The organism is Azospirillum sp. Sh1 (genome assembly GCF_008365135.1).
GTDB classification, from domain to species: domain Bacteria; phylum Pseudomonadota; class Alphaproteobacteria; order Azospirillales; family Azospirillaceae; genus Azospirillum; species Azospirillum oryzae.
The window spans coordinates 110,234-136,331 of sequence record NZ_VTTK01000008.1 but is presented as its reverse complement, the minus strand read 5'-3'; the positions used below and the strand labels follow the sequence as shown (position 1 = coordinate 136,331).

Below are 26,098 nucleotides of genomic sequence, written 5' to 3'. Positions count from 1 at the left end.
ACGGCGGGGCATTGCTTGATCTCGCGTCTCAAAGGGGGAATGGGCGCATTCGGTGTGGCGCTGATCCTTGGCCTGAACGCCATGATCGGTTACGACCTGCTGCACCAGCGTGACCAGACCATCGCCCGGGCGCGCGAGGACACCGCGTCGATGGCGCTGGTGCTGGAACGCCAGGCGAGCGACACCCTGTCCGGCGTGTCGAAGATCCTCGCCGGCGCCGTGGAGGTGCTGGCGGTCAGGACCGACAGCTGGACCCGCGGCGATGCCGACATCCACGCCCTTCTGCGCCGTCAGGCCGCACTGTCGCCGCTGGTCCGCGCCATCCTGGTGGTGTCCGCCGACGGCAGGCTGATCCACGATACCGAAACGCTGGAGCCGGCGAACGTCGACCTGTCGGACCGCGATTACCTGATGGCCCATCGCGACCGGCTGGTTCCCGACGGCGGGATTTTCGTCGGCAATCCCGTGCGCGGCCGGACCTCCGGCACATGGTTCTTCAGCATGAGCCGGCGGCTGGACTCAAGCGACGGCAAATTCGCCGGCGTGGTGGTCGCCGTGCTGGAGCCGATGGCCTTCCGCGGCTTCTACCAGTCGCTTCCCCTCGCCGGCGACGCCGTGGTGACGCTCTATCACGCCGACGGGACGGTGATCGCCCGCTTCCCCGACCATGACGGCTTCATCGGCCGCTCCGCCCAATTCCTGCCGCTGTTCACCGACCTGCTGAAGAAGGCGCGGGCGGGGACCGCCATGCTGGACGGCACCGTCGACGGACCGCGCCGCATCCTCAGCCACCGCGCCTCCGCCGAGATGCCGTTGGTGGTGACGGTGTCCTCGTCGCAGGACGCGGTTCTGGCCCCCTGGTGGTCGAAGGCGATGACGCTGGCGGCGGCCGACCTCGCCGGGACGCTGGTGCTGGCGGCGATGACGCTGGCCCTGCTGCGCGAGGCGGAGCGGCGGGAACGGGCCATCGCCGACCTTCAGAACAGCGAGCAGGCGCTGCGCGTCAGCCAGCAGAGGCTGATCCAGGACATCGCCGCCCGCCACAGGATCGAGGCGGAGCTGATCGCCGCCAAGCAGGTCTCCGACGCCGCCAACCGGGCGAAGACCCAGTTCCTGGCCAACATGAGCCACGAGCTGCGCACGCCGCTGAATGCGGTGATCGGCTTCGCCGAGGCGCTGGAAAGCGGCATCTTCGGCGCGATGTCGGGCAAGCAGACCGAATATGTCGGCGACATCCGCCGATCCGGCCAGCATCTGCTGAGCCTGATCAACGACATCCTCGACACCACCAAGATCGAATCGGGCAAATATGTGCTACACCAGGAGGATCTGGCGGTCGGCGAGCTGATCGGCGAATGCCTGCGCCAGATGGAGCCGCTGGCGGTGGAGAAGGGCGTGACCCTGACGGCGGCCCTGCCTGTCTCCCTGCCCATCCTCCATGCCGACGCCCGCGCGGTGCGGCAGATCCTGCTGAACCTGCTCTCCAACGCGGTGAAGTTCACCCCGCCGGGCGGGCGGATCGCGGTGGAGGCCGACAGGGCGGCGCGCAGCCTGCGCCTGCGGGTCAGCGACACCGGCATCGGCATCCCCGCCGTGGAACTGGAACAGGTGATGGAGCCTTTCCATCAGGTCGACAACTCCCACACCCGCCGCTATGCCGGGACGGGGCTGGGGCTGCCGCTGGTCAAGTCGCTGGTGGAGTTGCAGGACGGCCGCTTCGTGCTGTCCAGCGTTCTCGGGCGCGGCACCACCGCCACCGTGCTGTTCCCGCAGTCGCGGCTGCGCACCTGTCACGACGACCATACGGCCCTTGGGGTGCAGGCCGCCCCGGCGTGAGCGTCTTCAGGCCCGCCGCGCCCTGCCGACGATGACCAGGGCGATGCCGCCCAGCACGGCGACCGACGACAGCGCCAGAACCGGCGTGATCCGCTCGCCCAGCGCCAGCACCGCGGCCAGCGCGGTGATGACCGGGACGCTCAGCTGGACCGAGGCGGCGCGGGCGGCGGTCAGGGCGGGCAGCGCCGCATACCAGATGGAATAGCCGACGCCCGACGCCAGCGCCCCCGACAGTACCGCATAGACCAACCCTCCCTGGTCCCAACGCACGCCACCTCCCATCGGGCCGCCGAACAGCGGACCGGCCAGCGCCGCCAGCAGGGCCAGGACCGCCGCCATCGGCGCGGCGCGCAGGAAGTTGCCGGCGGTGGTGGCGATGGGATCGCGGCTGGTGCGCCCCAGCAGGGAATAGACGCCCCAGGCCGCTCCGGCCGCCAGCATCAGCAGCGCCCCCAGCGGGTCCGGCGTCGACAGGCCGGGCGCCAGCAGCAGCGCCAGCCCGCCGAGCGCCAGCGCCAGCCCGCCCCATTGCAGCGGCACCAGCTTTTCACCGCGATAGAGCCCGACCAGGATCATGGTCGCCTGCACCGCTCCGAACAGCAGCAGCGCCCCGGTCCCCGCCGTCATGGTCAGATAGGCGAAGGAGAAGGCGGCGGCATAGGCCAGCAGCGCCGCCGCCCCGCGCCAGCTGCCGGCACCCGCTTTCGCATGGCCGGTGGCGCGGGCGATCAGCCACAGGCTGGCGGCCCCGGACGCGATGCGCACCAGGGTGAAGCCGGCCGGGTCGATGTCGGTCTGGGTCAGCGCCAGCCGGCACAGGATGGAGTTCGCGGCGAAGGCCAGCATCGCCAGCAGGGTCAGCAGCGCCGCACGTCCGGCGCTCGGCACCGTCGGTGCCGGAACGGCTCCCACCTTATCGCTCGCCGCCATGATTGTTTTCCCTGCAACCATTTCACGCCAGCTAGCCGCAGGGCCGCCGCCCTGTCAAATGCCCAGCGCCGCCGCTCCCGTCCGACTTTGGTCGGAAAGCGGGATCACGAGGACGGGGCGTGCAGGGCGAACAGCAGCAGGTAGGTGCGCTGGAGCGAGCTGAAATTGTTGTCGGAGATCAGATAGACCAGCGTTTCCCCCGCCGGCCCCGGCCGGGTGGCTAGGCCTTCGAAATTGTCGTTCACCAGCGGCGGCTCCAGCCGCCCAAGCTCCTCCCCCTCCACCACGGCGCCGGCGGTCAGCTGCCGCGGCGCCACGCGGACCAGCCGCGACGACCAGCCGCCCAGCAGCGACACCCAGCGTTCCAGCACCACAACGCCGCCGTCCGGCAGCGGGGCGACGGCGGTCGGGCGGTAGCGCGGCGCGGCAAGATAGGTGAAGGGCTGCCAGTCGGCGGCACTGCGCGGAACCCCGTCTCCCGTAACTCCCAGCTTGGTGATCCCCAACTTGGTGATCCAGGCGCGGCGTTCCCGGCGGCCGTCGTCCTTCCCCTCCTCCATGGCGAGCAGCCGTCCGTCGGGAAGGCGGGTCAGCGCCTCCAGCCCGCCATTCTCCGGCGCGCTGTCCATGCCCGGCGGCAGTGGGATCGGCGTCGGCGTACCCTCCGGCCCGCGGTCGCCGCCCTTGTAACGCAGGATTCGGTGGTCACGCTCCAGCGAGACCAGCCAGCCGCCGTCGGGCAGCCGTGTCAGATCCTCCGCATCGGTGCGGCGCTTGCTGTGGGAGGTTCCCTCCTCCACCGTCAGCGGTCGGGCATGGACATCGGACAGGCCGGTCAGCCGCCCCGCGGCATCGGTCTGCAGCCGGCCATCCGCCACCAGCCCGGTGTCGCCGATGGCGACGAAGCGGTCGCCGGCCGGGTCCACCCACAGGCCGGACAGCCCGCCGACCCGGTCGCCCCCGGCGATGTCCAGCCCGCCCAGGAAGCGCAGCGGCCCGACCGCCAGCTTGCCCGGCCGCCCGCGGTCGAGCGGAACGGCGGCGGCTTTGACCGATTCGGGCTCCCCTCCGCCGGCGCCGACCACGGCGGCGCAGCCGCCGGACAGGGCCACCAGCAGCAGGCTCCATACCACTGTCTTTCGCATCGTCATCGCGCCACTCTTGTCAGTGCAATCGAGAGACACAATCTTTCTTTTGAGGATTATTTCGTGCATATGGCCACCTGCGCCGCGACCGTTACGGCACATCCATCATACCGGCTAGGCGCGGCGGATTACTCCCTCAGAACCGGTGGGGTCGGCGGGACAAGCGCTTAGATTGACGAATGTTTTCGACGATGCCTATCCATGACGACCGAGCCGAGCCCGTTCCCATGCCGATGCTTCCGCGGTCGCAGACCGCCTATTCTCCTCCGGACCAGACCGGCGACGGCGTCGCATCCGGCGTGTCTGGCGGCGCGTCCGGCATGCCCTTGGCCGACCGGCTGGCGGCGCGCATCCAGGAGTTGGAAGCGGAGCTGCGGGAACTGCAGCACCGCGCCAAGAACAGCCTGCAGCTGGTCATCAGCCTGCTGAAGCTGCAGGCCGGCCGCATCCGCGACCCCGACGCCCGCGCCGCCTACGAGCAGACCATGGTCCGCATCGAGGCATTGGCGATCCTCTACCGTCAGTTGCATGAGAGCGGCGCCGGCACCCATGTCGACCTCGGCCGCTACGTCACCGCGCTGTGCGAGGCGGTGCGGGAAGGCACGCCCGGCGCCCTGTCGCGCGTGCCGGTGACCGTCAATTCCGACCCGATCCAGATCGGCCTGTACGAGGCGATGCCGCTCGGCCTCATCATCGCGGAGCTGGTGACGAACTGCCTGCACCATGCCTTCCCCGACGACGGCTGGATCCGCATCACCGTGCGCCAGCAGGGCGACAGCGGCCGTGCCCGCCTGACGGTGGAGGACAACGGCCGCGCGCTGCCCGCCGGCTTCGACACCACCTCGGAAGACGGGATGATGCTGGCCGAGGCGCTGGCCGGCCAGCTCGGCGACACACTGTCCACCGACAGCGATGCCGCCGGCACGACCGCCAGCGTCAGCTTCCCGGTGTGATTGGGGTTCAGCTTATAGACATCTCTGAAGACGCTTGCCGGCCGTCATTCCCGCGAAGGCGGGAATCCAGCCATTTCAGCCGCTTGATCGCGGAGTTTCCTGGATCCCCGCCTTCGCGGGGATGACGGCCGAAACAGGGTTATCATTGGTGTGGGGACAATGAGCGTCGCCCCTCAGTGCCGGTGTCCCTCACCATCGTCATGCTCGTGCGGGTGGGCCGGTTCCGGCGCCGGCTCCAGCGTGCCGGCGAGCCAGCCGCGGATGGCCCGCACCGGGTCGGTCTCCGTCGTCGTCACCGGTTCGATGCCGCGGCGTTTCATGTGGGCGACGAATCCGGCGCCGGACGAACCGGTGATGACCACCCGCACCGCGTCGATCGGGTGGGGCCGGCCGTCGCCGCAGAGGTGCAGCACCTCCTCCTCACCCAGCTCGATCCGCCCGGTCTCGACCGGGTCGGTGCCGGCCTCGGCCTCATAGACGAGGAAGCGGCGGGTGCGGCCGCCATGGGTGGCGATGGTGGCGAAATCCTTGGTACCGACGGCGATCTTCATGCTCTGCGGTCCCCTCGAAGGTGGTGCCCGGCGACGGCGCAGTCCTGCCACGCCTGATCCCCGCCCGCACTGAGCGAGGTCAATCGGCGGCCTTGCCGCCCTGAAATGCCGGTCCTCCGGCGGATTTTTCGACCGGCGGCGCGGTTCGGGTGGCTGCAATTCCCACCGGCTTTCACCAAATGGCGAAGGGCGGGGAAGGAAAGGCCTTCCCACATGTTATGACCCAGGACACGCAGCCGATCGGACCCCATGTACGCCCATTCGCCCCAGCCAATCCCGTCAGCCGGATCGCCGCCCGACCCCACCGGGGCCATCGGCGCACTGCGGCCGATCCTGGAGCCGGGGCGGACCTGCTGGCGGGTGGAGGACACGGCAAGGCTGGGCGTCATCGTCGATGCGGAGGATTATTTCGCGCTGGCCAAGGCGGCCATGCGGCGCGCCCGGCGCAGCATCTACATGACCGCCTGGGATTTCGACGCCCGCATCCGGCTGATGCCGCAGACCCGCCGCCCGCGCCGGCCCGACCGGCTGGGCACGCTGCTGAACTGGCTGGCGACGACGCGGCCCGACCTGCACATCCATGTGCTGAAATGGGACTATGCCGAGCTGTTCGACCTCGCCCGCTGGTCGCACCCCTTCATGCTGCGCAACTGGCTGACCCACCGGCGCCTGCAATACCGGCTGGACAGCGACCATCCGACCGGCGCCTGTCATCATCAGAAGATGCTGGTGATCGACGACCGGGTCGCCTTCTGCGGCGGGCTGGACATCACCGCCAACCGCTGGGACACGCGCGCCCACCATGCCCATGACCCGCGCCGGCGCCAGCCCGACGGCAAGCCCTACGAGCCGTTCCACGACGTGATGATGGCGGTGGACGGCGACGCCGCCCGCGCGCTGGGGGAGATGTTCCGCGAGCGTTGGGCGCGGGCGACCGGCGAGACGCTGACGCCCCCCGCCGCCTCGCCCGGCCGGCCGCCGCGGCGCCACCCGCTGGCCGCCGACCCCTGGCCGCCCGGCTTCGAGCCGATGCTGCGCGGCGTGCGCGTCGGCATCGCCCGCACCGACCCCGCCTGCAACGGCCGCGAAGCGGTGCGCGAGGTGGAGTCGCTCTATCTGGAGGCCATCGCCCAGGCGCGCGAGGTCATCTATCTGGAAAGCCAGTATTTCGCCTCCACCGCGGTGGCCGAGGCGCTGAAGGCGCGGCTGGCGGAACCGGACGGGCCGGAGGTGATCGTCGTCAACCCGGTGCGCACCACCAGCTGGCTGGAGAACACCGTCATGCTGGGCGCCCGCGCCCGGCTGACCCGCGAACTGCGCGAGGCCGACCGCCATGGCCGCTTCCGCCTGTTCGCCGCGCTCACCGACAACGGCGCCTGCATCACCGTCCATGCCAAGGTGATGGTGGTGGACGACCGGCTGCTGCGCATCGGCTCGGCCAACCTCAACAACCGCTCCATGGGTCTCGACACCGAATGCGACCTGGCGCTGGAGGCCGGGCCGGGGCCGGAGCATGCGGACACCCGCCGCGCCATCCGGCACACCCGCGACGACCTGATCGCCGAGCATCTGGGGTCCACGGCGGCGGCGGTCGCGGCGGCGCACCGGCGGCTGGGGTCGCTCACCGCAGCCATCGAGTCGCTGCGCAAGCCGATCGGCCGGACGCTGGAACCGCTGCACGACCCCGAACCCGACGGGCTGGCCGCCGCCGTCGCCGACGCCCGTGTCTTCGATCCCGAACATCCGGTCGGCGCGGTGGACATCGTCCGCCGGGTGCTGCCGTCTCGCATTCCGCGCACCCGCCACTGGCTGATGCTGGCCGGCGTCCTGGCCATGCTGGGGCTGTGGGGCATGTGGCGCTACACGGCACTGCGGGAATGGGCGACGCTTGACGCCGTGCTGACCGTCTTCCACAGCCTTGGCGAGAGCCCGCTGGCGCCGCTGTGGCTGATGCTGGCCTATGTCGCCGGCGGCTACGTCATGTTCCCGCTGACCGTGATGATCGCCGCGACCGCCATCGTCATGGGGCCGTGGTGGGGCTTTCCCACCGCGATGGCCGGGGCGGTCGCCTCGGCGGTGGCGATGTTCTGGACCGGGCGGATGGCGGGACGCGACCTGCTGGACCGCCATGGCGGCCCGCTGATCGCCCGCATCAACGAGAAGCTGGCCGACAGCGGCATCGCCGCGGTGGCCGGCGTGCGCGCCGTGCCGGTCGCACCCTATACGGTGGTGAACCTCGCCGCCGGCGCGTCGAAGCTGCGCTTCGGCGACTATGTGATCGGCACCATGGTCGGTCTTGCGCCCGGCATCCTTGCCTTCAATCTGCTCGGGCACCAGCTTGAGCGCACCATCACCAACCCCGGGGCCGGCGACATGGCGCTGCTGGTGGGGATGGCGGCGGTGGCGATCGGGCTCGGCTGGGTGACCAGCCGCCTTCTCGGCCGTTCCGGACGGGACAACGGTCCGGGCAAGGGCAAGCAGGACCGGCAAGACGACAGGTCAGACGAAAGGCCAAAGGGAAGGAATTTGGAACCGTGATCCGTTTCAGCCGTGACCGTGTCCAGCGCATCGCCGCCGCGTTGCGCGCCGCCCGCGCCCGCCGTCCCCGCCGTGCCGACCGCCGCAGCAACCCCATTCCGGACGGCATGGCGGCGCTCAGCGTCGCCACCTGGAACATCCACAGCTGCGTCGGGCTCGACGCCCGATTCGCCCCCGACCGCATCGCCCAGGTGATCCGCGATCTCGACGTCGACCTGATCGGCCTGCAGGAGGTCGGCTGGCACCATCGCGGCGAATCGGGGATGGACCAGTTCGCCTTCCTGGAACGCAGCACCGGGCTGAAGGCCTATGCCGGCCCGACCAAGCACAGCGAGCGCGCCCATTACGGCAACTGCCTGCTGACCCGCCTGCCGGTGCGGTCGATGGAGACGATGGACCTGTCCGTCGGCAAGCGCGAGCCGCGCGGCGCCATCGACGCGGTGGTGGAGGTGCAGGGCCGCCCCGTCCGGGTGATCGTCGCCCATCTCGGCCTCGACCCCTGGGAACGGGCCAAACAGGTTGGTGACATAGTGTCGCGGGTGGAAAGCCGCCCGGAGTTGCCCACCCTGTTCATGGGCGACCTGAACGAATGGACGCCCAGCTCCCCCCGGCTGCGCCAGCTGGCCGATTCCTTCGCCGACGTCGCCAATCCGCGCAGCTTCCACGCCCGCATGCCCACCCTGCGGCTCGACCGCATCTATGTGACGGGAGGCTTGCAAATCCCCGCTTTCGAGGTGGTCCGCACCATCCTCACCCGTCGGGCATCGGACCATCTGCCGGTCCGCGCGGTGCTCGCCGTCCCCTGATCGTCAGCGGTCATTCCAGAACGTCAGTATGACCAACGGAGTCACGCGCCTTGGTCATAGCGGGATTGTTGCGGTTGATAATTTTTTGTGCAGCGCAATGTTCTTTTAACAACAGAGCTTTGCAAATGCGAAGAAGCTCTTGACCTATACGCGACCCCTGACGAAGGATATGGTTGGTAATACGATCAATAAGCTGATCGAAGGTATAACCGACCCTGGCCGACCGGGGGCAGCCGTGACGTGAGGATCTGATTTGCTGTACCATCTGTACGACATGCAACACGCCGCCATGCGGCCGATGCGTTTCTGGGCCGAGGCTGCCCAGCACACCTTCCAGAACCCGCTGATGCCATTGTCCTACACCAAGCTTGGCCGGGCGGTCGCCGCCGGGGCCGAGCTGATGGAGCGGACGACCCGACGCTTCGGCAAGCCGGCATTCGGTCTGGCGGAGACGGTGGTCGATGGGCAGACGGTGCCGGTTACCGAGCGTTTCGTCTGGCAGTCCCCTTTCTGCAAGCTGCTGAACTTCGCCAAGCCGGAAGGCACGCCGCGCCAGCCCAAGGTGCTGCTGGTCGCCCCGATGTCGGGCCACCACGCCACGCTGCTGCGCGGCACCGTGGAAGCGCTGATTCGCGACCATGACGTCTACATCACGGACTGGATCGACGTGCGGCTGGTGCCGATGTCGGCCGGGCGCTTCGACCTGGACGACTACATCGACACGGTGGCGGAGCTGATCCGCTTCCTCGGGCCGAACACCCACGTCATCGCGGTGTGCCAGCCGGCGGTGCCGGTGATGGCGGCGGTGTCGCTGATGGCGGCGGCGGACGAGCCGGTGCAGGCGCGCAGCATGACCCTGATGGGCGGCCCGATCGACCCGATGGCCAACCCGACGGTTCCGGTCAAGCTGGCGATGGAACGCCCGCTGAAGTGGTTCGAGCGCAGCGTGATCACCACCGTCCCGGTCTATTATCCGGGCGCCTTCCGCCGCGTCTATCCCGGCTTCATCCAGCTGTCGGGCTTCATGTCGATGAACCTCGACCGCCACATCAACGAGCATGTCGGCCTGTTCCGCCACCTCGTCCGCGGCGACGGCGATTCGGCCGAGCAGCATCGCCGCTTCTACGACGAATATCTGTCGGTGATGGACCTGTCGGCGGAGTTCTACCTGCAGACGATCGAGACGGTTTTCCAGAAGCACGCCCTGCCCGAAGGCACCATGGTGTCGCGCGGCCGAAAGGTGGAGCCGGCGGCGATCGCCAAGACGGCGGTGATGACGGTGGAAGGCGAGTTGGACGACATCTCCGCCCCCGGCCAGACCATCGCGGCGCAGCGCCTGTGCTCTTCGTTGCCGGACGAGATGCGCAAGACGCATTTCCAGAAGGGTGTCGGCCATTACGGCATCTTCAACGGCCGCCGCTGGCGCGAAGCGATCCTGCCGGAAATCCGCAGCTTCATTCAAAGCCACGACGGCGAGTGAGGGGATTGGGGGCGCCGGCTACGGGTGCCCCCTCCCTCCCGCTCTTGCGAGCGGGTCCCTCCCTCCCCCGCTTCGCGGGAGAGGGGAGAGTTTGCATAGCGGCGGCAGTTCCCTCTCCCGCGGAACGCGGGGGAGGGTTAGGGAGGGGGCACCCGTCAGGCACCCCCCGCCACACCTCAATCCACCATCGTCCGCGCCTCGGTGAACGCATCCATGTGCCCCAGCCCCGACGCGCCGCCGGCCTTCACCCGCATGCCGGCGGTGGCGACGTGGAACAGGTAGCCAAGCGCGAACAGCGCCACGAACAGCCCGAAGACCAGGGCGTTGTAATAGACCATGGTCACGAGGGCCAAGACCGCCAGCACCAGCGAGATCGCCGGGAACACCGGATAGAAGGGCGCGCGGTACGGCCGTTCCAGCGCCGGTTCGGTGGTGCGCAGGCGGAACAGCGCCGCCATGCTCATGATGTACATGACGATGGCGCCGAACACCGACATGGTCACGATGTTGGCGGTCAGCGGCTGGCCGCCGATCTTGATCAGCTCGTCGGAATAGATGGCGGCGATGCCGATCACGCCGCCGGCCAGGATGGCCCAATGCGGGGTCTTGCGGGTCGGGTGCAGGCGGGCCAGCACCGGCGGCAGGAAACCGGCGCGCGACAGCGCGAAGATCTGGCGCGAATAGCCCATGATGATGCCGTGGAAGGAGGCGATCAGCCCGAACAGGCCGATCCACACCAGCATGTGCAGCCAGCCGCTCGATTCACCGACCACCGCCTTCATCGCCTGCGGCAGCGGGTCGTTGATGTTCGACAGCGCGTTCCAGTCGCCGACGCCGCCGGCGAAGATCATGGTGCCGAAGGCCAGCACCACCAGCGTCAGGATGCCGCCGATATAGGCGCGCGGCACGGTGCGCTTGGGATCCCTGGTCTCCTCCGCCGCCATCGCCGCGCCCTCGATCGCCAGGAAGAACCAGATGGCGAAGGGGATCGCGGCGAAGATGCCGCCGAAGGCATCCGCGCTGAAGCTGGGCGACCCGGCCCAGCCGTTGGCGGTGAAGTTGGCCCAGGAGAAGCCGGGATAGACGACGCCCATGAACACCACCAGCTCGATGATCGCCAGGATGGTGACGAACAGCTCGAAGGTGGCGGCGATCGACACGCCGGCGATGTTCAGCCCCATGAAGACGATGTAGGCGCCGACCGCCGCCGTCTTCGGGTCCAGGCCCGGAAACTGCACGTTCAGATAGGCGCCGATGGCCAGCGCGATGGCAGGCGGCGCGAAGACGAACTCGATCAGCGTGGCGAAGCCGGCGACGAAGCCGCCGGTCGGCCCGAAGGCGCGGTAGCTGTAGGCGAAGGGACCGCCGGCATGGGGAATGGCGGTGGTCAGCTCGGTGAAGCTGAAGATGAAGGTGGTGTACATCGCCGCGATCAGGATCGTGGTGACGAGGAAGCCCAGCGTCCCCGCCGCCGCCCAGCCGTAGCTCCAGCCGAAATATTCGCCGGAGATGACCAGCCCCACGGCGATCCCCCACAGATGGAGCCCGCTCAGGCTCTTGCTCAATTCAGGCTTCGTGTTCCCAGACATGTTGCCTCCTGCCCCTGTTCAAAGGCTTTGAAAGTCACGGCATTGGTGCCGATGGCGGCGCTCTCTCACGACCGGTCGGTCAGTTGCTTTTTGTCGTTGTCCGGACCGGCAAGGGACGGGGCGTCCTCCTTCAGGGCGACCCCCGTCAGCTTCAGCCGCGCCGCCTCGGTAGCGAGCCAGCACAGCTTGTCGGCGGCCGTCTGGATCGACAGGCCGCCGGCATGGATGTTGGAAATGCAGTTGCGTTCGGAATCGGCGCGGCCGGGCTTGGGATCCCAGGTCAGATAGGCGCCCAGCGACTCCGCGGCCGACAGGCCGGGCCGCTCGCCCACCAGCAGCGCCACCAGCCGGGCACCCATGGCCGATGCCACCTCGTCGCCCAGCGCCACCCGCGCCTGTCCGGCCAGCACCACCGGCCCGATCCGCAGATGCCCCAGCCGCGCCACGCAGGCATGGACCAGCGGCGCGGCATTGACCTGCACCGCGGCGGCCGACAGCCCGTCGGCGATCACGAACAGCAGGTCCCACTCCCCCGCCGGCAGCCCGGCGGCGCTGGCCGGATCCAGCCGCCGGCCGAGATCGGGACGGCGCAGATAGGTCGGGCGGTCGGGCGCGGCGCTGTGGACGCGGATGCTCTCCAGCGGCGACAGGTCGGCGGCCAGCCGGTCGAAGTCGACGGCGCTGTGCACCGCATCGCGGGCGCGGGCATGGGCGAGCTGGAACTCCAGCAGAGCCTTGGTCGGCAGGGCGTCGCCGCTGCGGCCGAGCGCGATGCGGGCACGGGTGGCGCTGCGGAAGCGCGCCCACGGATCTTTAGGGGTCTCGCTCATCAGGCCGCACTCCCCAGCAGGGCGGAGACGACGAGGCTCTGGTCGGGCCAGGGCGGCAGGCGGCGCTGCTCGTCGAGCCAGCCGGCCTTGTCCAGCCACGCCTCGAACTCCGGCGCCGGCGGGCGTTTCAGCAGGTGCCGCAGGCCGAGCACGTCGTGATAGGACAGGCTCTGGTAATTCAGCATGACGTCGTCGGCGCCGGGCACCGCGATCAGGAAATTGACGCCGGCGGTCGCCAGCATCGTCATCAGGACGTCCATGTCGTCCTGGTCGGCCTCGGCATGGTTGGTGTAGCAGACGTCGCAACCCATCGGCACGCCCAGCAGCTTGGCGCAGAAATGGTCTTCCAGCCCGGCGCGGGTGATCTGCTTGGCGTCATAGAGATATTCGGGGCCGATGAAGCCGACCACCGTGTTGACCAGCAGCGGGTCGAAGGCGCGGGCGACGGCATAGGCGCGGGTTTCCACCGTCTGCTGGTCGACGCCGAAATGGGCGTCGGCCGACAGGGCGGACCCCTGCCCCGTCTCGAAATACATGACATTGTCACCGATGGTGCCGCGCTTCAGCGATTTCGCGGCCTCCTGCGCCTCGGCCAGCAGCGACAGGGTGACGCCGAAGCCGGTATTGGCCTTTTCGGTGCCGGCGATGGACTGGAAGACCAGATCGACCGGCGCGCCCCGCTCCATCGCCTGCATCGTCGTGGTCACATGGGCCAGCACGCAGGACTGCACCGGGATGTCGAAGCGGGTGCGCACGGCGTCCAGCATCTCCAACAGAGCGATGCAGGCCGGCACATTGTCGGTCGCCGGGTTGATGCCGATCACCGCGTCGCCGATGCCATACAGCAGCCCGTCGAGCGTGGAGGCGGCGATGCCGGTCGGGTCGTCGGTCGGGTGGTTGGGCTGCAGCCGGCTCGACAGCCGCCCCGGCAACCCGACCGTGGTGCGGAAACGGGTGACGACCGAGCATTTGGCGGCGACGCAGACCAGATCGTGGTTGCGCATCAGCTTGGACACCGCCGCCACCATCTCCGGCGTCAGGCCGGGGGCGAGCGCCGTCAGCGCCGCGGTGTCGGCGTCATAGGACAGCAGCCAGTCGCGGAACTGCCCGACCGTCATGTGCGCCACCGGCCGGAAGGCCTCGGCATCATGGCGGTCGATGATCAGGCGCGTCACCTCGTCGGTTTCGTAGGGGACCAGCGCCTCGGTCAGGAAAATCTTCAGCGGCAGGTCGGCCAGCACCATGCGCGCCGCCACCCGCCGTTCGTCGCTGTCGGCGGCGATGCCCGCCAGTTCGTCCCCCGACCGCCGCGGCGAGGCGCAGGCCATCACCGCCTTCAGATCGTCGAAACGGTGGCGCTGCCGCCCCAGATCGCGATGGTACCCAGCCATGCCGGCCTCCCGCCCGTCTCATCCTGGGACGAGAGTGGCACGGGCAACGCGGAGGGCAGTTGACCGTAGAACACAAAATGCGGGTGGGCTTCGATGCCCCGCCGGGTTCCCTCTCCCCCCGGAGCTAGGGCATTCACACAATTCCAAGTATTGCTAAGCATCTGGAACAAAAGGAACTTTTCGTCATCCCCGCGAAGGCGGGGATCCAGGAAACTCCGCAGATCAGCGGCGGATGTGGCTAGATTCCCGCCTTCGCGGGAATGAAGGCCGACAAAATTGTTTTATTCCAACGTCTTACGTGACACTGAGATGTTTGCATCCCCTCGCCCCCCGGAGAGGGAGACTTAACTCCTCCGCTCACGCCCCAAGCCCAAGCGGAAGCGTCAGCGGAGCAATCGGCTAGGCGGCCGAACCCGAGGCCCGGCCATGCCGTTCCCTATCGCACCGCAGCGCGCCGCCCGTCAGCGGACGCCGCGCGCCACAAGAAGGAGACCGTCATGTTGACGCTGTTGCGCACTGCCGTCCTGGTCCTGCCGCTGGTCGCCGTGGCCGCCTGCCACAAGGACGGTCCGGCCGAGCGGGCCGGCGAGTCCATCGACAACGCCGGCCAGCGCGTGAAGGACGCCATCGACCCGCCGGGTCCGGCGGAAAAGGCCGGCCGCGCCATCGACCGGACGGTGAACTGAGGTCCTTATCGAAACCGGACGGCCCATTCAGCGGGCGGCGAGGTCCCGCCCCCGCTCCATCGGCCGGACGCCCGACACCTCCAGCAGCAGTTTGCTGAGAATCGCGTCGGCGAAGGCGTCGAAGTCGCGGGCGGGCACCAGGAAGGCGCCGGGGCCGCCGATGACATGGTCGCGGTAATAGCCCTCCAGGTCGTTCGGCGCCGCGCCGCCCCAGGGGTTGGGCCGGTCGTTCAGGATCGGCAGCCCGTTGATGGTGATGCCGCGGGCGACCGCGGCGTCGCGCGCCTCCTCCACCGGGCGGCCGCGGTTGTTCTCGCCGTCCCCGGAAATGTCGATGACCCGCCGCATGCCCTCGAACCCGTTGTTGTCGAACAGCGGGACGGCATAGTCGATGACGGCGCTGATCGAGGTCCATTGCTCCGTCATCATCGGCGCCTCCGCCACCATGGCGGCGAAGCGCTCCACGCTGACCGGATCGCTCAGTTCGGTCCAGGCGACGACGATGTGCTGATGGCTCTCGCCCGCCCATTCCACATAGGTGGCGGCGACCCGGCCGAAGGGGCCGCCGCGGATCGCCGCCTGCACCTTCGGGTTCAGCAGGGCCTGGACATAGCCGTTGCGCTGCAGCTTTGCCTCGTCCGGGTCGACGCTGCCGGACACGTCCACCGCCAGGATCAGTTCCAGGTCCACCGGCATCTGCGCCGCTGCCGGAACCGCGGATAAGCACAAGCATAAAGGAGCGACGAAAAGCAGGGAGGCGAGGAAGCAGGCACGGCTATGGGCCAAGAGACGGTATGCACGCATACGCACCCTCCTTCTCGCCACCGGTGTCCTGGCTGCCACGCCGGAAGAAGGGCCGCGCCGGACGAAGGATTGAGGATTGGTATGCGAAGCTTCTCTGTCCATGCCCCGCCGGGCTATTCCGGCGGTTGTGAACAGCCAGTGCGGGGTACTCCACGCCGCCCGCCGGACTTGCGGCCCGGCGGCAAACCGCAGCGGCCGGGGGCTTCGCACCGATAGGGAGGTGACAAAACGCCGATTGCCTGCGTAGCTTACCCCCTAAGGGGTAGCCCGTAAGGCAGCGCCTTGCCGTCCGTCCCCCTCCCATTCCATGTTCCGAGCAGCCACAGACGTGCCTCCTGCCCGCTTGCTCCCCGGCCATACCGCCGCACCGGTTCCGCACCGGTGGGCTGGCCGGCTGTCATGGTTGACCGGCGCGGCGCTGGCGGCCGGCTGGACCGTCATGGCGACGGCCCAGACCCTGCCCCCGCCGCTGCAGTCCGCCGGGCTGACCGTACCCGCTCCGCCGAAGCCGAAAGCCCCGGCCAGGCAAACTCCGGCTGGGCAAACTCCGGCTGGCCAAACTCCGGCCGGACAGACTCCAACTGGACAGGCTCCGGCCGGGCGCCCCGCCGACGCTCCCGGCACCTGCGCGGATCACGAACCGGCGGGCCAGGCCGTCCTCGATGCCCTGTCCGGCGGGGACGAGGCATTCGCCGAACTGGCCCGCCGGTCGCCGGCGGACGCCTTCCGCTGTTCCAGCCTGTTCCCCGGCGAGGCGGCGCTGGCCGCCCTGCGCGGGGCGGCGGCTCTGGCGCCCTTCGACGCGGTCGGAGCCGCGGACCAGATGATCGGCCGTCCCGGCGGCGCGGAGATCGTCGCCCTCGCACTGGACCTCGGGCCGCTGTCGCGGGCGCTCGACACCGGGCTGCCCTTCTACGAAACGCGGCATGAACTGCGCAAACGCCTGGGCAAGCCCGAGCTGCGGGCGCTTGAGAGCCAGGCGTCGAAGGCGCTGGCCGCCTCGCTCGCGCGCGATCCGGCCGCGATGGCGCCGAAGATCGGCGCGCTGCTCGACGACATGGTGGACGATCCGCCGGCCGACCGCTTCCGCATCGCCATGGCGCTGTCGGCGGAGGATCTGCTCGGGCTGATCGCGCGGATCGGGCCGCAGCTCTACACCTCCTCGCTCGACGGGCTGGTCAACATCCTGCAAATCCAGCTCAAGCAGGAGCGGCGGAGCCTTCTCGACCTCGCGCGCGGCGAGCGGACACGGCCGCTGTGGGCCGACTTCTTCGTGGCGACGGTCGGCGGCGGCCGGGCGGCCAGCCTGTTCGGCACCAATCCCGCCACCGCGCGGGAGCTGATGCGCGAGAGCCTGCGGGCTCTGCTGCCGGCCCAGGACGCGCCGGTGCCCGGAGCCGACGCCGCCATGGTGATCGGCGCGCTGGCCGACGCCATGGACCTGGACAACCGCGCCGTCCGCGCCGCCCTGGAGGACGAGCTGGCGGCCTGGTACCGCGGAACCGGCGAGACGCCGGCCCGGACCATGGCCGGACTTGCCGGCAGCCTGCATGCGATGCGCCTGTCGGGCCACCCGGCCACCCCGGCTTTCGAGGCCGAACGGTTCCTCCAGCGCCATCCGCCGGCCGCCCTGCCCGTCCTGACCGGGCAGCGCCTGTTCCGCAACGGCATCAACGTCCAGCGGATGACCTTCTACGACGACCCTGACGGGCGGGCCTCCTTCCGCGGCTTCCTGCGGCAGCACCGTGCCCAGGGCTGGGCGCTCCACAGCCAGTCCGGCTTCACCGTCGCCGTCAGCCCGGACCGCCACGGGCGCCGGATCGTCATCGTCGCCGACGAGCCCGGCGCCCACGATGCCGGCCGTGCCGCCGCCTGGGACTGGATGGCGCGCGAAGGGCTGACCCCGTCCATCGTCATCCATCGCGGCCACAGCTATCACGAGGACTCCACCATGACGGAGATCGCACCGGCCACGGCGCTGGTCTTCTGGGGGTCCTGCGGCGGGCACACGCGGTTGCGCGCCACGCTGGAACGCGCGCCCGACGCGCTGGTGCTGGCGACGCAGAACATCGGCGTGTCGACCGTCAACGAAGCCCTGCTGGGCATCATCGAAAACCGGCTGCTGGCGGACGGCGCCATCGACTGGAACGGGGTATGGCGCGAGGCGCAGGGCCGCATTCGCGACCGCCGCTTCGCCTCCTACAAGCGGCCGGACCAGGATTCGGCGAACCTCGCCTTCCGTGCCTGGCAGGTGCGGGCGGCGGCGCCCTGAGCGGGAACGCCCGGGCCGGCCGTCCTCGCCGCCGAGCATGGCTGTGTTTCGCCGGAGCCGCTTGCGGCGGAGCCGGGCACATGCTGCTGTGGTGCGGCAGATTGCTGCACGCCCCCGGCATCCCCGCTCTTGAGGCTTCCCAATCATGATGTGGCAGACGCTCGCCTTCTTCTTCGCCACCGCCTTCGTGATCTCGGCGACGCCGGGGCCGAACATGCTGCTGGCGATGAGCCTCGGCCTGCGCTTCGGCGCGAAGCGTGCCGCCTGGGGCGGCGCCGGGATGTGCGCGGCGCTGGCGGTGATGGCGGCGCTGTCGGCCTTCGGGCTGGGCGCCCTGCTCTCCACCTCCGTCCTGGCCTTCGAGATCGTGCGCTGGGCCGGCGTCGCCTACCTCACCTGGCTCGGCATCGCCGCATGGCTGGCGCCGGTCGAGCAACCCGGCGAGCGTGACGCCGCGGCCGCCGCATCGGGAGAGGGCACGCCCGTCCGCCTGTTCCTGCGCGGTGCGCTGGTCGCCTTCAGCAATCCGAAGGCGCTGGTGTTCATGGGCGCCCTGTTCCCGCAGTTCATCGACGCCGCCGCCCCGCTGGCGCCGCAGCTGATGGCGCTGGTCGCCACCATGGTGGTGATCGAGTTCGGCTGGATCATGGCCTATGCCACCGGCGGCGACCGGCTGGCGGCGAAGCTGACCACCGTGTCGGCGGCCAAGTCGCTGAACCGTCTGACCGGCGGCCTGATGATCGGCGCCGGCGGCCTGCTGGCGCTTGCCCGCCGGGTCTGAGAGTCTGCAAGATTCTTCGTGCGATTATCGGTCTTCATCCCCGCGAAGGCGGGGAACCAGGAAGCTCTGCACCTAAGCCACTGGAAAAGCTGGATTCCCGCCTTCGCGGGAATGAGGGCTGAGAATGGTCTATGATGGGGCCCAAAGTCTACGGACTCTGATTCACCCCTTTCCTCCCGCTCAAAGAAAAAGGGCCGCGCAATCGCGCGGCCCTATAGTTTAGGGAGGAAACGCCCCGAGAATGGGCAAGGCCAAGATATGCTGCGGCGCACACGAACTGGTATTACCAATGCTGAATGGTAGCCATGCGCCGCAGGAATGGGCCCATGCAGCAATATGCATTCTCAGCAATAGAGTGCGTCCCCGGTTACAAAAATTTCACGGAACCGCCGCGCCGCGGTCATCGCCCATCCCACTAATGCTTCGGTTCGCCGCCTCTGCCGAAAGGCTTACCCCCGACGTGGGCGGCGGTGCGAAACATGCGGCCGAGGAACGGTGCGATGGCGATCCCAGTCCTGCGCAGCCTGACGCTGAAGCAGGCGATTCACGCGGTTCTCGCCGCCTTCGTCATCGGCCTGACCATCACCGCGGCCGAATTCGCCTGGACCGCCACCCGTGAGCGGACCGTGGCCCTGGCCCAGGTGGCGGACGCCGTCGCCCTGGTCGATGGGCCGGCCGCCAGTGCCGCCTGGCTGATCGACGCGGAGCTGGCCGGGCAGGTGCTGCAGGGCATGGTCCGCGCCAACGCCGCCTGGGCGGAGATCCGGCTGGGCGACGGCACCCTGCTCGCCCGCCGCGAACGCCCGGCCGGACCGGCGAGCCTGCTGGAGCGCGCGGCGACGGCGCTGCTGTTCATCGACCGGCCGGTGGTGACCCATGACCTGACGACTCCGGCGAGCGCGCCGAAGGTCGCGGACAGTCCCCGCATCGGCACGCTGATCGTCGGCATCGACACCGGGCGGGCGGCGTCCGGCTTTCTCGCCTATGTCTCGGCGGCGCTGGTGGCGGGGACCCTGCGCAACCTGCTGATCGGGCTGGCGATGGCGGCGGTGTTCCACCGGCTGCTGACCCGGCCGCTGCTGCAGATCGGCCGGGCGGTGGCGCGGATCGACCCGGAAAAGCCCTATGGCCAGCCGCTGGCCGTGCCGCGCGGCCATGCCGACGACGAGTTGGGCTTCGTCATCGCCCGCTTCAACCACACCCTGACCCTGCTGGAACGCGAGCATGACGAACTGCGGCGGCTGGCGACGCGCTGCCCGCTGACCGGGCTGGCCAACCGGGCGCTGCTGCTCGACCGGCTGGACCACGCCATCGAACTGGCGACCCGCGCCCGCGAACCGGACGCCGGCCGGCTGGCGGTGCTGTATGTCGACCTCGACCGCTTCAAGCGGGTCAACGACAGCCTTGGGCACGGCGTCGGCGACCTGCTGCTCTGCCGGGTGGCGGAGCGGCTGGGCGCCAGCGTGCGCCGCTGCGACACCGTCGGCCGGCTGGGCGGCGACGAGTTCCTGGTGGTGCTGGAGCGCGTCGCCGACCGCGACGAGGCGGCGATGGTGGCGCAACGGCTGCTCGACGGCCTGTCCTCCCTGCGCGAGGTGGGGGAGCATCGCGTCCATCTCACCGCCAGCATCGGCATCGCCGTCCATCCCCTGCAGGGCAACGGCGAGTCGCCCGACAGCACCGGCCTGATGCGGATGGCCGATTCGGCGATGCAGGCGGCCAAGACGGCGGGCGGCGACCGTTTCGTCTTCTACACCCGCGACATGACCGACCGCGCCGAGACCCGGCTGCGGCTGGAATCCGGCCTGCGCGAGGCGGTCGCGGCGCGGGCCTTCGAGCTGGTCTATCAGCCGAAGATCGAGGCGGCGAGCGGCCGGCTGACCGGCTTCGAGGCGCTGATCCGCTGGCGGCACGAGGGGGCGGCGATCTCCCCCGCCGACTTCATCCCGGTGGCCGAGGACACCGGCCTCATCATCGAGATCGGCCGCTGGGTGCTGGAGGAGGCCTGCCGCACCGCGACCCGCTGGGCGCTGGACCATGGCCCGGTGCCGGTGGCGGTCAACGTCTCCGCCCGCCAGCTCGCCGACCCCGGCTTCGCCCGGCTGGTCGAACAGGTGCTGCAGCGCCACGGCACCCCGCCCCACCTGCTGGAACTGGAGATCACCGAAACCGTCATCATGAAGGACGTGCGCCACCATCTGCCGACGCTGAACCGACTGCGGGCGTTGGGGGTGCGCATCGCCATCGACGATTTCGGCACCGGCTATTCCTCGCTGGCCTATCTGCGCCAGCTGCCGGTCGATGTGCTGAAGATCGACCGCAGCTTCGTCAACGACCTGCCGCACGCCCCCGACATCGCCTCCACCGTCATCGCGCTGGCGCAGCGGCTGCTGCTGTCCACCGTGGCGGAGGGGGTGGAGACCGCCGAGCAGCGGCATTGGCTGGCGGAGGCCGGTTGCGACTGCCTGCAAGGATTTCTGATCTCGCGTCCGCTGGCGGCCGAGGCGGCGGAAGCGATGGTGATGACCGCCTTCGCCCGCGACGAGGCGCTGCCCATGACGGCGTGAGGCCGGAGTTTCGGTCAATGCGTGGCGGAGGTCCGGTCAAGACAGCACTCTGCCGGCCGGTTATGGTCGCCTCCCCCGCGCAACCGACCGACACGCACCATGACCGTCTCATCCGCCCTACCCGACCGCCACTCATCCAACCGCGCCACGCTGGTCGGATTCACCGCCATCCTGCTGTGGGCGACGCTGGCACCGCTGGCGACGCTGGCCGCCATTGTGCCGCCGTTCCAGCTGGTCGCGACCTCCTTTTTCCTGGCCTTCCTGGTCGGCAGCGGCTGGACCGCCTCGCGCGGCGACAATCCCTTGCGCTATTTCCGCCAGCCGGTTGCGGCCTGGGCGCTGGGGGTGGGCGGGCTGTTCGGCTTCCACTTCCTCTATTTCATGGCCCTGCAGGCGGCGCCGCCGGTGGAGGCCAACCTGATCAACTACCTGTGGCCGCTGCTGATCGTGCTGTTCTCCGCCCTGCTGCCGGGGGAGCGGCTGCGGTCCTGGCATGTCGGCGGCGCGCTGGCCGGGCTGGCGGGCACGGTGCTGCTGATCGCGCGCGGCGGGACCGGCAACTCCATGGGCGGCTTCTCCATCGACCCGGCGCATCTGCCGGGCTATGCCGCCGCCCTGGGCAGCGCCGTCACCTGGGCCGGCTATTCGGTGCTGCGCCGCCGGCTGGGCCAGATCGGCGAGGCGCCGACCGACGCGGTCAGCGCCTTCTGCCTCGTCACCGCGATCCTGTCGCTGCTCTGCCATCTGGCGCTGGAGCGCACGGTGTGGCCGGAGACCGCCGCCGGCTGGGGAGCGATGCTGCTGCTGGGGCTGGGACCGGTGGGGGCGGCCTTCTTCGTCTGGGATTACGGCGTGCGCCACGGCGACATCCGGGCGCTGGGGGCGCTGTCCTATCTGGCGCCCTTGTTGTCGACCCTGCTGCTGGTCCTGTTCGGCCTAGCCCCCAACTCCGGCATCATCTGGGTGTCCTGCGCCCTGATCGCCGGCGGCTCGCTGCTCGCCAGCAAGGACTTGCTGCGGCGGAGGACCTAGGCCTCAACCCCCTGCGCCGCTGCAGCCACTTCATGACGGGCGCGGTCGGCACTCGCCAGGCCATTGAAGTACCAGTTCAGCGCCACGGCGGTCAGGGTACCGAGCAGGATGCCGCTGTGCAGCAGCGGCGACAGGAAGGCCGGCATCTGCGAGAAGAACTTGTCCGATACCAGCGGGATCAGCCCGACGCCGACGCTGACCGCCACGACGATCAGGTTCTCGCGCCGGCCGGCGAAATCGACCTGGGCCAGGATCCTCACCCCGGTCGCCGCCACCATGCCGAACATCACCAGTCCGGCCCCGCCCAGCACGAAGGCCGGCACCGACGCCACGATATGGGCCAGCTTCGGCAGCAGCCCCAGCAGAAGCAGGATCAGCCCGCCCGTCGCGCAGACCCAGCGGCTGCGCACGCCCGTCACCCCGACCAGCCCGACATTCTGCGAGAAGGAGGTGTAGGGAAAGGTGTTGAAGACGCCGCCGATCAGCGTGCCCAGCCCGTCGGTGCGCAGGCCGCGGACCAGATCCTCCCGGCTCACCGGGCGGCCGACCATATCGCCGACGGCCAGGAACATGCCGGTCGACTCGATCATCACCACGATCATCACCAGCGACATGGTCAGGATGGCGACCGGATCGAACACCGGCATCCCGAACTGGAAGGGCTGCACCGCCGCCACCCAGGGCGCCTCCGCCAGCCCTTTGAAGTCGACCATGCCCAGCGCCATCGCCAGCGCCATGCCGGCCACCAGCCCCAGCAGCACCGCGACGTTCCGCACGAACCCGCGGCCATGCTTCATCAGCGCCAGGATCGTCAGCAGCACGAAGGCAGCCACGCCCAAAAAGGCCGGATCGCCGAAGCGCGGGTTGCCGACCCCGCCGCCGGCCCAGCCCACCCCCACCCGCATCAGCGAAATGCCGATGATGGCGATGACGCTGCCGGTCACCACCGGCGGGAACAGCGGCAGCAACCGGCCGACCAGCGGCGCCGCCAGGATGGCGAAGATGCCCGACCCGATCACCGCGCCATAGATCCCCAGCAGACCCAGCGACGGGTTGGTCGCCATCGCCACCATCGGCCCGACCGCGGCGAAGGTGACGCCCATCATCACCGGCAGGCGGATGCCGAAGCGCCAGACCCCCACCGCCTGGATCAGCGTGACCACGCCGCAGGCGAACAGGTCGGCATTGATCAGCATGGCGATCTGGTCCTTCGGCAGCTTCAGCGCCCCGCCGACGATCAGCGGGACCGCGATGGCCCCGGCATACATCACCAGCACATGCTGCAGCCCCAGCGCCAGCAGCCGCCAGGGCGGCAGGACCTCGTCGACGGGATGGACGTCAGGAGTGATGGCGGCGCTTTTCATGGCGGAAGCCTTGCTGTCCGGTGGATCGGCTTCGTTCTGCATGGGGCGTGCCGTTCCGGTCCGCCCCGGATCGAGCCCAGGCTCCGGCCGCGGCTCCGTCCGATCCTGCACAATGTCTGGGCACACTCCGGCGATCCCTGCCCGCGGAGGTGGCAAATCCCGCGCGGTTTTTTGCCGCGCCCGGCGGGAAACCCCGATGCTGACTGCTTTATTCTTTAACGATCGGTGCGTACAGTCGCTGTTGCCTACCCCTTTCGCGCAACCCGAAGCCGAGCGTCGCGATGAGCAAGTCGATCGAGGGTGTATCCAACTGGATGCACATGTTCCGCTGGATCGTGAAGCTGATCCGCGACGAATATGGGGTCGACGAGGCTCTGCTGACCCGCAATGCGACCCTGGAGACCGATATCCAGCTGTCGATCGATCAGGTCGAGCAGGTCCTGGAATACATCTCCGAGAGCTTCGCCATCCGCTTTCCCGAAGGGACGCTGGACGAGCTGGTGAAGCTGGAGGAACTTTGCCTGCTGGCGAGCTGGATCAAGGGCTATTACAAGCGCCCCGAATTCATCTCCGACGCGTTCGAGGCCCGCTGCCGCAGCATCAACCAGATCGCAGCCTGACCATGACCGACCGGACTTCCACTTATCCACCCGGCTTTACGTGGGGCGTTTCCACCTCCGCCTACCAGATCGAGGGCGCGGCGGCCGAGGATGGGCGCGGCGCCAGCATCTGGGACGTCCGCTGCCGCACCCAGGGCGGGGTGGTGAACGGCGACACCGGCGACATCGCCTGCGACCACTACCACCGCATGCCGGAGGATGTGGCGCTGATGAAGGGGCTGGGCGTCGACGCCTACCGCTTCTCGGTCTCCTGGCCCAGGGTGATGCCGCGCGGCAAGGGCGCGGTGAACGACGCCGGGCTGGACTTCTACGACCGGCTGATCGACCGGCTGCTGGAGTCCGGGATCGAGCCCTGGCTGTGCCTCTACCATTGGGATCTGCCGCAGGCACTGCAGGATCTGGGCGGCTGGGCGGCCCGCGACTGCGCCGGCTGGTACGCCGACTATGCCGCGCTCTGCGCCCGGCGCTACGGCGACCGGGTGAAGCGCTGGATCACCTTCAACGAATTCTCGGTCTTCACCCTGTTCGGCTACGCCATCCCCTGGGCGGCGCCGGGAATCGTCGACCGGGCGCAGCATCTGCGCGCCATCCACCACGTCAACCTCGCCCATGGCGCCGGGGTGGACGTGCTGCGCGACATGGTGCCGGGCGCCTCCATCGGCGCCATCCACAACCGTCAGGTCGTGATCCCCGAGACCGACACGCCGGAGAACCGCGCCGCCGCGGCGTTGCTGGACGAGCATTGGAATCTGGTCTTCTGCGATCCGCAGATCCTGGGCCACTACCCGCCGCAGACCGCCGCCGCCATCGAACCCTATGTCCAGCCCGGCGACATGGCGCGCATCGCCCGGCCGGTGGACTGGTTCGGGCTGAACCATTACGGCCCGATCTTCGCCAAGGCCGACCCGGCCCGGACCTGGGGCTATGGCTGGGGCGACGCGCCGCCCGATTCGCCGACCCACGGCGTCGGCTGGGCGATCTTCCCCGACGCCTTCCGCGACGAGCTGCTGACCATCCAGCGCCGCTACCGCCTGCCCATCGTGGTGACGGAGAACGGCTGCGGCGGCAGCGACACCGTCAGTCCGGACGGCAGGGTCCACGACCCGCACCGCATCAACTACCTGACCATCTACAACGCCGCGATGCGCGACGCGATGGCCCAGGGTGCCGACGTGCGCGGCTATTTCGTCTGGTCGCTGCTGGACAATTTCGAATGGGGCAGCGGCTATGGCCAACGCTTCGGCATCGTCCACGTCGATTTCCAGACCCTGGTCCGCACGCCGAAGGCCTCTGCGCGCTGGTATGCGGAACTGATCCGGGCGGCGAAGGCTTAGCGCCGCCGCACTTCCGCGCAGACGCCCTCCGCCCCGTCCGGTGCCTCCACAAGCGCCGCCGCGTCGCGCAGAAGCAGGCTGTGGCCGGCGGGAACCGTCAGCGCCTCGCCACCGTCCGGGATGACGGTCAGCGTTCCGGCCAGCGCATGGACCAGCAGCACGTCGCCGGCGGCCCGGTGGCCGGCCTGTCCCGCCAGCAGCGTCAGGGCGCCGGTGGCCGACGCGCGGTCGAGCATCAGGTTCACGTCGCGGATCGGGCCGGCGGTCGGTTCGCACCAGACCGATGCATCGCCGGGAAAGGCGAAGGCGGGATCCAGGCGGCGGCGTTCGACCGGCGGGGCGCCATCGACCGACAGGCGCATGCCGTCGCCCTCCACCACCGCGATCAGCCGGTCATAGCCGGGAAAGGCGGAGAAGGGGCCGGGTTCGACCACGTCGGCGATGCTGACGCGCCAGACGAATCGCCCGTCGGCGGCCGGTTCCACCGCCAGTTCGGTGGTGACGCCGCCGCCATTCTTCCAGGGAACGCGGCGATGGTCGGCCGGGGTCAGGCGCGTGATGGACGGGTTTTTGGACTGCAAGGGTCTGC

The 26,098-nt window shown here is 69.5% G+C and carries 21 protein-coding genes; 12 read left to right on the top strand and 9 right to left on the bottom strand.

Annotated elements, in window-relative coordinates; translation table 11 throughout:
* Nucleotides 1–39: 39 nt before the first annotated feature.
* Entirely contained in the window at nucleotides 40–1,836 is a 1,797-nt protein-coding gene (locus tag FZ029_RS10795) for an ATP-binding protein (RefSeq protein ID WP_149269250.1), read from the top strand.
* Between the two features lie 6 nt (nucleotides 1,837–1,842).
* On the opposite strand, the gene FZ029_RS10790 is transcribed toward FZ029_RS10795, so the two are convergent.
* Nucleotides 1,843–2,766, bottom strand: a complete 924-nt coding sequence (locus tag FZ029_RS10790; protein WP_149269249.1) for a DMT family transporter — start codon at nucleotides 2,764–2,766, stop codon at nucleotides 1,843–1,845.
* 104 nt (nucleotides 2,767–2,870) lie between these two features.
* On the bottom strand, nucleotides 2,871–3,917 hold the full coding sequence (locus FZ029_RS10785; RefSeq protein WP_149269248.1) for an esterase-like activity of phytase family protein: 1,047 nt from the start codon (nucleotides 3,915–3,917) through the stop codon (nucleotides 2,871–2,873).
* A gap of 221 nt (nucleotides 3,918–4,138) precedes the next feature.
* Here FZ029_RS10785 and FZ029_RS10780 point away from each other — a divergent pair, with 221 nt between their 5' ends.
* Nucleotides 4,139–4,864 carry a sensor histidine kinase gene (locus FZ029_RS10780; protein ID WP_149269247.1) on the top strand — a complete coding sequence of 242 codons (726 nt, stop codon included), beginning with the start codon at nucleotides 4,139–4,141 and terminating at the stop codon, nucleotides 4,862–4,864.
* A gap of 173 nt (nucleotides 4,865–5,037) precedes the next feature.
* Here the strand turns inward: FZ029_RS10780 and FZ029_RS10775 are convergent, their stop codons facing one another.
* Complete coding sequence (locus tag FZ029_RS10775) at nucleotides 5,038–5,415, bottom strand: NifB/NifX family molybdenum-iron cluster-binding protein (RefSeq protein WP_149269246.1); 378 nt, start codon at nucleotides 5,413–5,415, stop codon at nucleotides 5,038–5,040.
* Nucleotides 5,416–5,664: 249 nt separating this feature from the next.
* Here FZ029_RS10775 and FZ029_RS10770 point away from each other — a divergent pair, with 249 nt between their 5' ends.
* From FZ029_RS10770 to phaZ, 3 genes are all read left to right on the top strand, one after another.
* Entirely contained in the window at nucleotides 5,665–7,953 is a 2,289-nt protein-coding gene (locus FZ029_RS10770; protein ID WP_149269245.1) for a VTT domain-containing protein, read from the top strand.
* The gene (locus FZ029_RS10765) at nucleotides 7,950–8,759 is read left to right on the top strand and encodes an endonuclease/exonuclease/phosphatase family protein (RefSeq protein WP_149269244.1); all 810 of its coding nucleotides are present in this window, start codon (nucleotides 7,950–7,952) and stop codon (nucleotides 8,757–8,759) included. Before FZ029_RS10770 ends, FZ029_RS10765 begins: the two co-directional genes overlap by 4 nt.
* Before the next feature lie 253 nt (nucleotides 8,760–9,012).
* The gene (gene phaZ, locus FZ029_RS10760) at nucleotides 9,013–10,239 is read left to right on the top strand and encodes a polyhydroxyalkanoate depolymerase (protein WP_149269243.1); all 1,227 of its coding nucleotides are present in this window, start codon (nucleotides 9,013–9,015) and stop codon (nucleotides 10,237–10,239) included.
* Between the two features lie 176 nt (nucleotides 10,240–10,415).
* On the opposite strand, the gene eat is transcribed toward phaZ, so the two are convergent.
* From eat to FZ029_RS10745, 3 genes are all read right to left on the bottom strand, one after another.
* Nucleotides 10,416–11,828: an ethanolamine permease gene (gene eat / locus FZ029_RS10755; protein WP_149269242.1), complete on the bottom strand. Its 1,413-nt coding sequence runs from the start codon at nucleotides 11,826–11,828 to the stop codon at nucleotides 10,416–10,418.
* 65 nt (nucleotides 11,829–11,893) lie between these two features.
* On the bottom strand, nucleotides 11,894–12,658 hold the full coding sequence (gene eutC, locus FZ029_RS10750) for an ethanolamine ammonia-lyase subunit EutC (protein ID WP_149269241.1): 765 nt from the start codon (nucleotides 12,656–12,658) through the stop codon (nucleotides 11,894–11,896).
* Nucleotides 12,658–14,049: an ethanolamine ammonia-lyase subunit EutB gene (locus FZ029_RS10745; protein WP_149269240.1), complete on the bottom strand. Its 1,392-nt coding sequence runs from the start codon at nucleotides 14,047–14,049 to the stop codon at nucleotides 12,658–12,660. Before FZ029_RS10745 ends, eutC begins: the two co-directional genes overlap by 1 nt.
* Nucleotides 14,050–14,546: 497 nt before the next feature.
* Between FZ029_RS10745 and FZ029_RS10740 the strand changes: the two genes are divergently transcribed.
* Nucleotides 14,547–14,735 (top strand): hypothetical protein, encoded by a 189-nt coding sequence (locus tag FZ029_RS10740; RefSeq protein ID WP_149198742.1) that lies wholly within the window; start codon nucleotides 14,547–14,549, stop codon nucleotides 14,733–14,735.
* 27 nt (nucleotides 14,736–14,762) lie between these two features.
* On the opposite strand, the gene FZ029_RS10735 is transcribed toward FZ029_RS10740, so the two are convergent.
* Nucleotides 14,763–15,431, bottom strand: coding sequence for a DUF1194 domain-containing protein (locus tag FZ029_RS10735; protein ID WP_247892256.1), 669 nt, complete (start codon nucleotides 15,429–15,431; stop codon nucleotides 14,763–14,765).
* Nucleotides 15,432–15,942: 511 nt separating this feature from the next.
* Here FZ029_RS10735 and FZ029_RS10730 point away from each other — a divergent pair.
* The 4 genes from FZ029_RS10730 to FZ029_RS10715 all read left to right on the top strand — a co-directional run bounded on the left by FZ029_RS10730 (nucleotide 15,943) and on the right by FZ029_RS10715 (nucleotide 22,191).
* On the top strand, nucleotides 15,943–17,811 hold the full coding sequence (locus FZ029_RS10730; protein WP_247892255.1) for a hypothetical protein: 1,869 nt from the start codon (nucleotides 15,943–15,945) through the stop codon (nucleotides 17,809–17,811).
* Nucleotides 17,812–17,956: 145 nt separating this feature from the next.
* Nucleotides 17,957–18,592 carry a LysE family transporter gene (locus FZ029_RS10725; protein ID WP_149269238.1) on the top strand — a complete coding sequence of 212 codons (636 nt, stop codon included), beginning with the start codon at nucleotides 17,957–17,959 and terminating at the stop codon, nucleotides 18,590–18,592.
* A gap of 500 nt (nucleotides 18,593–19,092) precedes the next feature.
* Complete coding sequence (locus FZ029_RS10720; protein WP_149269237.1) at nucleotides 19,093–21,159, top strand: GGDEF domain-containing phosphodiesterase; 2,067 nt, start codon at nucleotides 19,093–19,095, stop codon at nucleotides 21,157–21,159.
* A gap of 99 nt (nucleotides 21,160–21,258) precedes the next feature.
* Complete coding sequence (locus FZ029_RS10715; protein WP_149269236.1) at nucleotides 21,259–22,191, top strand: EamA family transporter; 933 nt, start codon at nucleotides 21,259–21,261, stop codon at nucleotides 22,189–22,191.
* Here FZ029_RS10715 and FZ029_RS10710 read toward each other — a convergent pair.
* Entirely contained in the window at nucleotides 22,188–23,597 is a 1,410-nt protein-coding gene (locus tag FZ029_RS10710; RefSeq protein ID WP_149269235.1) for a nucleobase:cation symporter-2 family protein, read from the bottom strand. The two genes, FZ029_RS10715 and FZ029_RS10710, sit on opposite strands and share 4 nt — an antisense overlap.
* Before the next feature lie 239 nt (nucleotides 23,598–23,836).
* Between FZ029_RS10710 and FZ029_RS10705 the strand changes: the two genes are divergently transcribed.
* Both FZ029_RS10705 and FZ029_RS10700 read left to right on the top strand, forming a co-directional pair.
* Entirely contained in the window at nucleotides 23,837–24,175 is a 339-nt protein-coding gene (locus FZ029_RS10705) for an acyl carrier protein (protein WP_085091864.1), read from the top strand.
* A 2-nt stretch (nucleotides 24,176–24,177) separates the two neighbouring features.
* The gene (locus FZ029_RS10700; RefSeq protein ID WP_149269234.1) at nucleotides 24,178–25,509 is read left to right on the top strand and encodes a GH1 family beta-glucosidase; all 1,332 of its coding nucleotides are present in this window, start codon (nucleotides 24,178–24,180) and stop codon (nucleotides 25,507–25,509) included.
* Here FZ029_RS10700 and FZ029_RS10695 read toward each other — a convergent pair.
* Nucleotides 25,506–26,090 carry a HutD family protein gene (locus FZ029_RS10695; protein ID WP_149269233.1) on the bottom strand — a complete coding sequence of 195 codons (585 nt, stop codon included), beginning with the start codon at nucleotides 26,088–26,090 and terminating at the stop codon, nucleotides 25,506–25,508. The two genes, FZ029_RS10700 and FZ029_RS10695, sit on opposite strands and share 4 nt — an antisense overlap.
* Between the last annotated feature and the right edge of the window lie 8 nt (nucleotides 26,091–26,098).

What these genes read in the sequence shown, in the direction of transcription:
- FZ029_RS10705 (WP_085091864.1), top strand. Translation starts at nt 23,837, where the DNA reads ATGAGCAAGTCGATCGAGGGTGTATCCAACTGGATGCACATGTTCCGC.
- FZ029_RS10795 (WP_149269250.1), top strand. Translation starts at nt 40, where the DNA reads ATGGGCGCATTCGGTGTGGCGCTGATCCTTGGCCTGAACGCCATGATC.
- FZ029_RS10780 (WP_149269247.1), top strand. Translation starts at nt 4,139, where the DNA reads ATGCCGATGCTTCCGCGGTCGCAGACCGCCTATTCTCCTCCGGACCAG.
- FZ029_RS10740 (WP_149198742.1), top strand. Translation starts at nt 14,547, where the DNA reads ATGTTGACGCTGTTGCGCACTGCCGTCCTGGTCCTGCCGCTGGTCGCC.
- FZ029_RS10700 (WP_149269234.1), top strand. Translation starts at nt 24,178, where the DNA reads ATGACCGACCGGACTTCCACTTATCCACCCGGCTTTACGTGGGGCGTT.
- eat (WP_149269242.1), bottom strand. Translation starts at nt 11,828, where the DNA reads ATGTCTGGGAACACGAAGCCTGAATTGAGCAAGAGCCTGAGCGGGCTC.
- FZ029_RS10710 (WP_149269235.1), bottom strand. Translation starts at nt 23,597, where the DNA reads ATGCAGAACGAAGCCGATCCACCGGACAGCAAGGCTTCCGCCATGAAA.
- FZ029_RS10785 (WP_149269248.1), bottom strand. Translation starts at nt 3,917, where the DNA reads ATGACGATGCGAAAGACAGTGGTATGGAGCCTGCTGCTGGTGGCCCTG.
- FZ029_RS10770 (WP_149269245.1), top strand. Translation starts at nt 5,665, where the DNA reads ATGTACGCCCATTCGCCCCAGCCAATCCCGTCAGCCGGATCGCCGCCC.
- FZ029_RS10790 (WP_149269249.1), bottom strand. Translation starts at nt 2,766, where the DNA reads ATGGCGGCGAGCGATAAGGTGGGAGCCGTTCCGGCACCGACGGTGCCG.
- eutC (WP_149269241.1), bottom strand. Translation starts at nt 12,658, where the DNA reads ATGAGCGAGACCCCTAAAGATCCGTGGGCGCGCTTCCGCAGCGCCACC.
- FZ029_RS10745 (WP_149269240.1), bottom strand. Translation starts at nt 14,049, where the DNA reads ATGGCTGGGTACCATCGCGATCTGGGGCGGCAGCGCCACCGTTTCGAC.
- FZ029_RS10715 (WP_149269236.1), top strand. Translation starts at nt 21,259, where the DNA reads ATGACCGTCTCATCCGCCCTACCCGACCGCCACTCATCCAACCGCGCC.
- FZ029_RS10725 (WP_149269238.1), top strand. Translation starts at nt 17,957, where the DNA reads ATGATGTGGCAGACGCTCGCCTTCTTCTTCGCCACCGCCTTCGTGATC.
- FZ029_RS10720 (WP_149269237.1), top strand. Translation starts at nt 19,093, where the DNA reads ATGGCGATCCCAGTCCTGCGCAGCCTGACGCTGAAGCAGGCGATTCAC.
- FZ029_RS10735 (WP_247892256.1), bottom strand. Translation starts at nt 15,431, where the DNA reads ATGCCGGTGGACCTGGAACTGATCCTGGCGGTGGACGTGTCCGGCAGC.
- FZ029_RS10775 (WP_149269246.1), bottom strand. Translation starts at nt 5,415, where the DNA reads ATGAAGATCGCCGTCGGTACCAAGGATTTCGCCACCATCGCCACCCAT.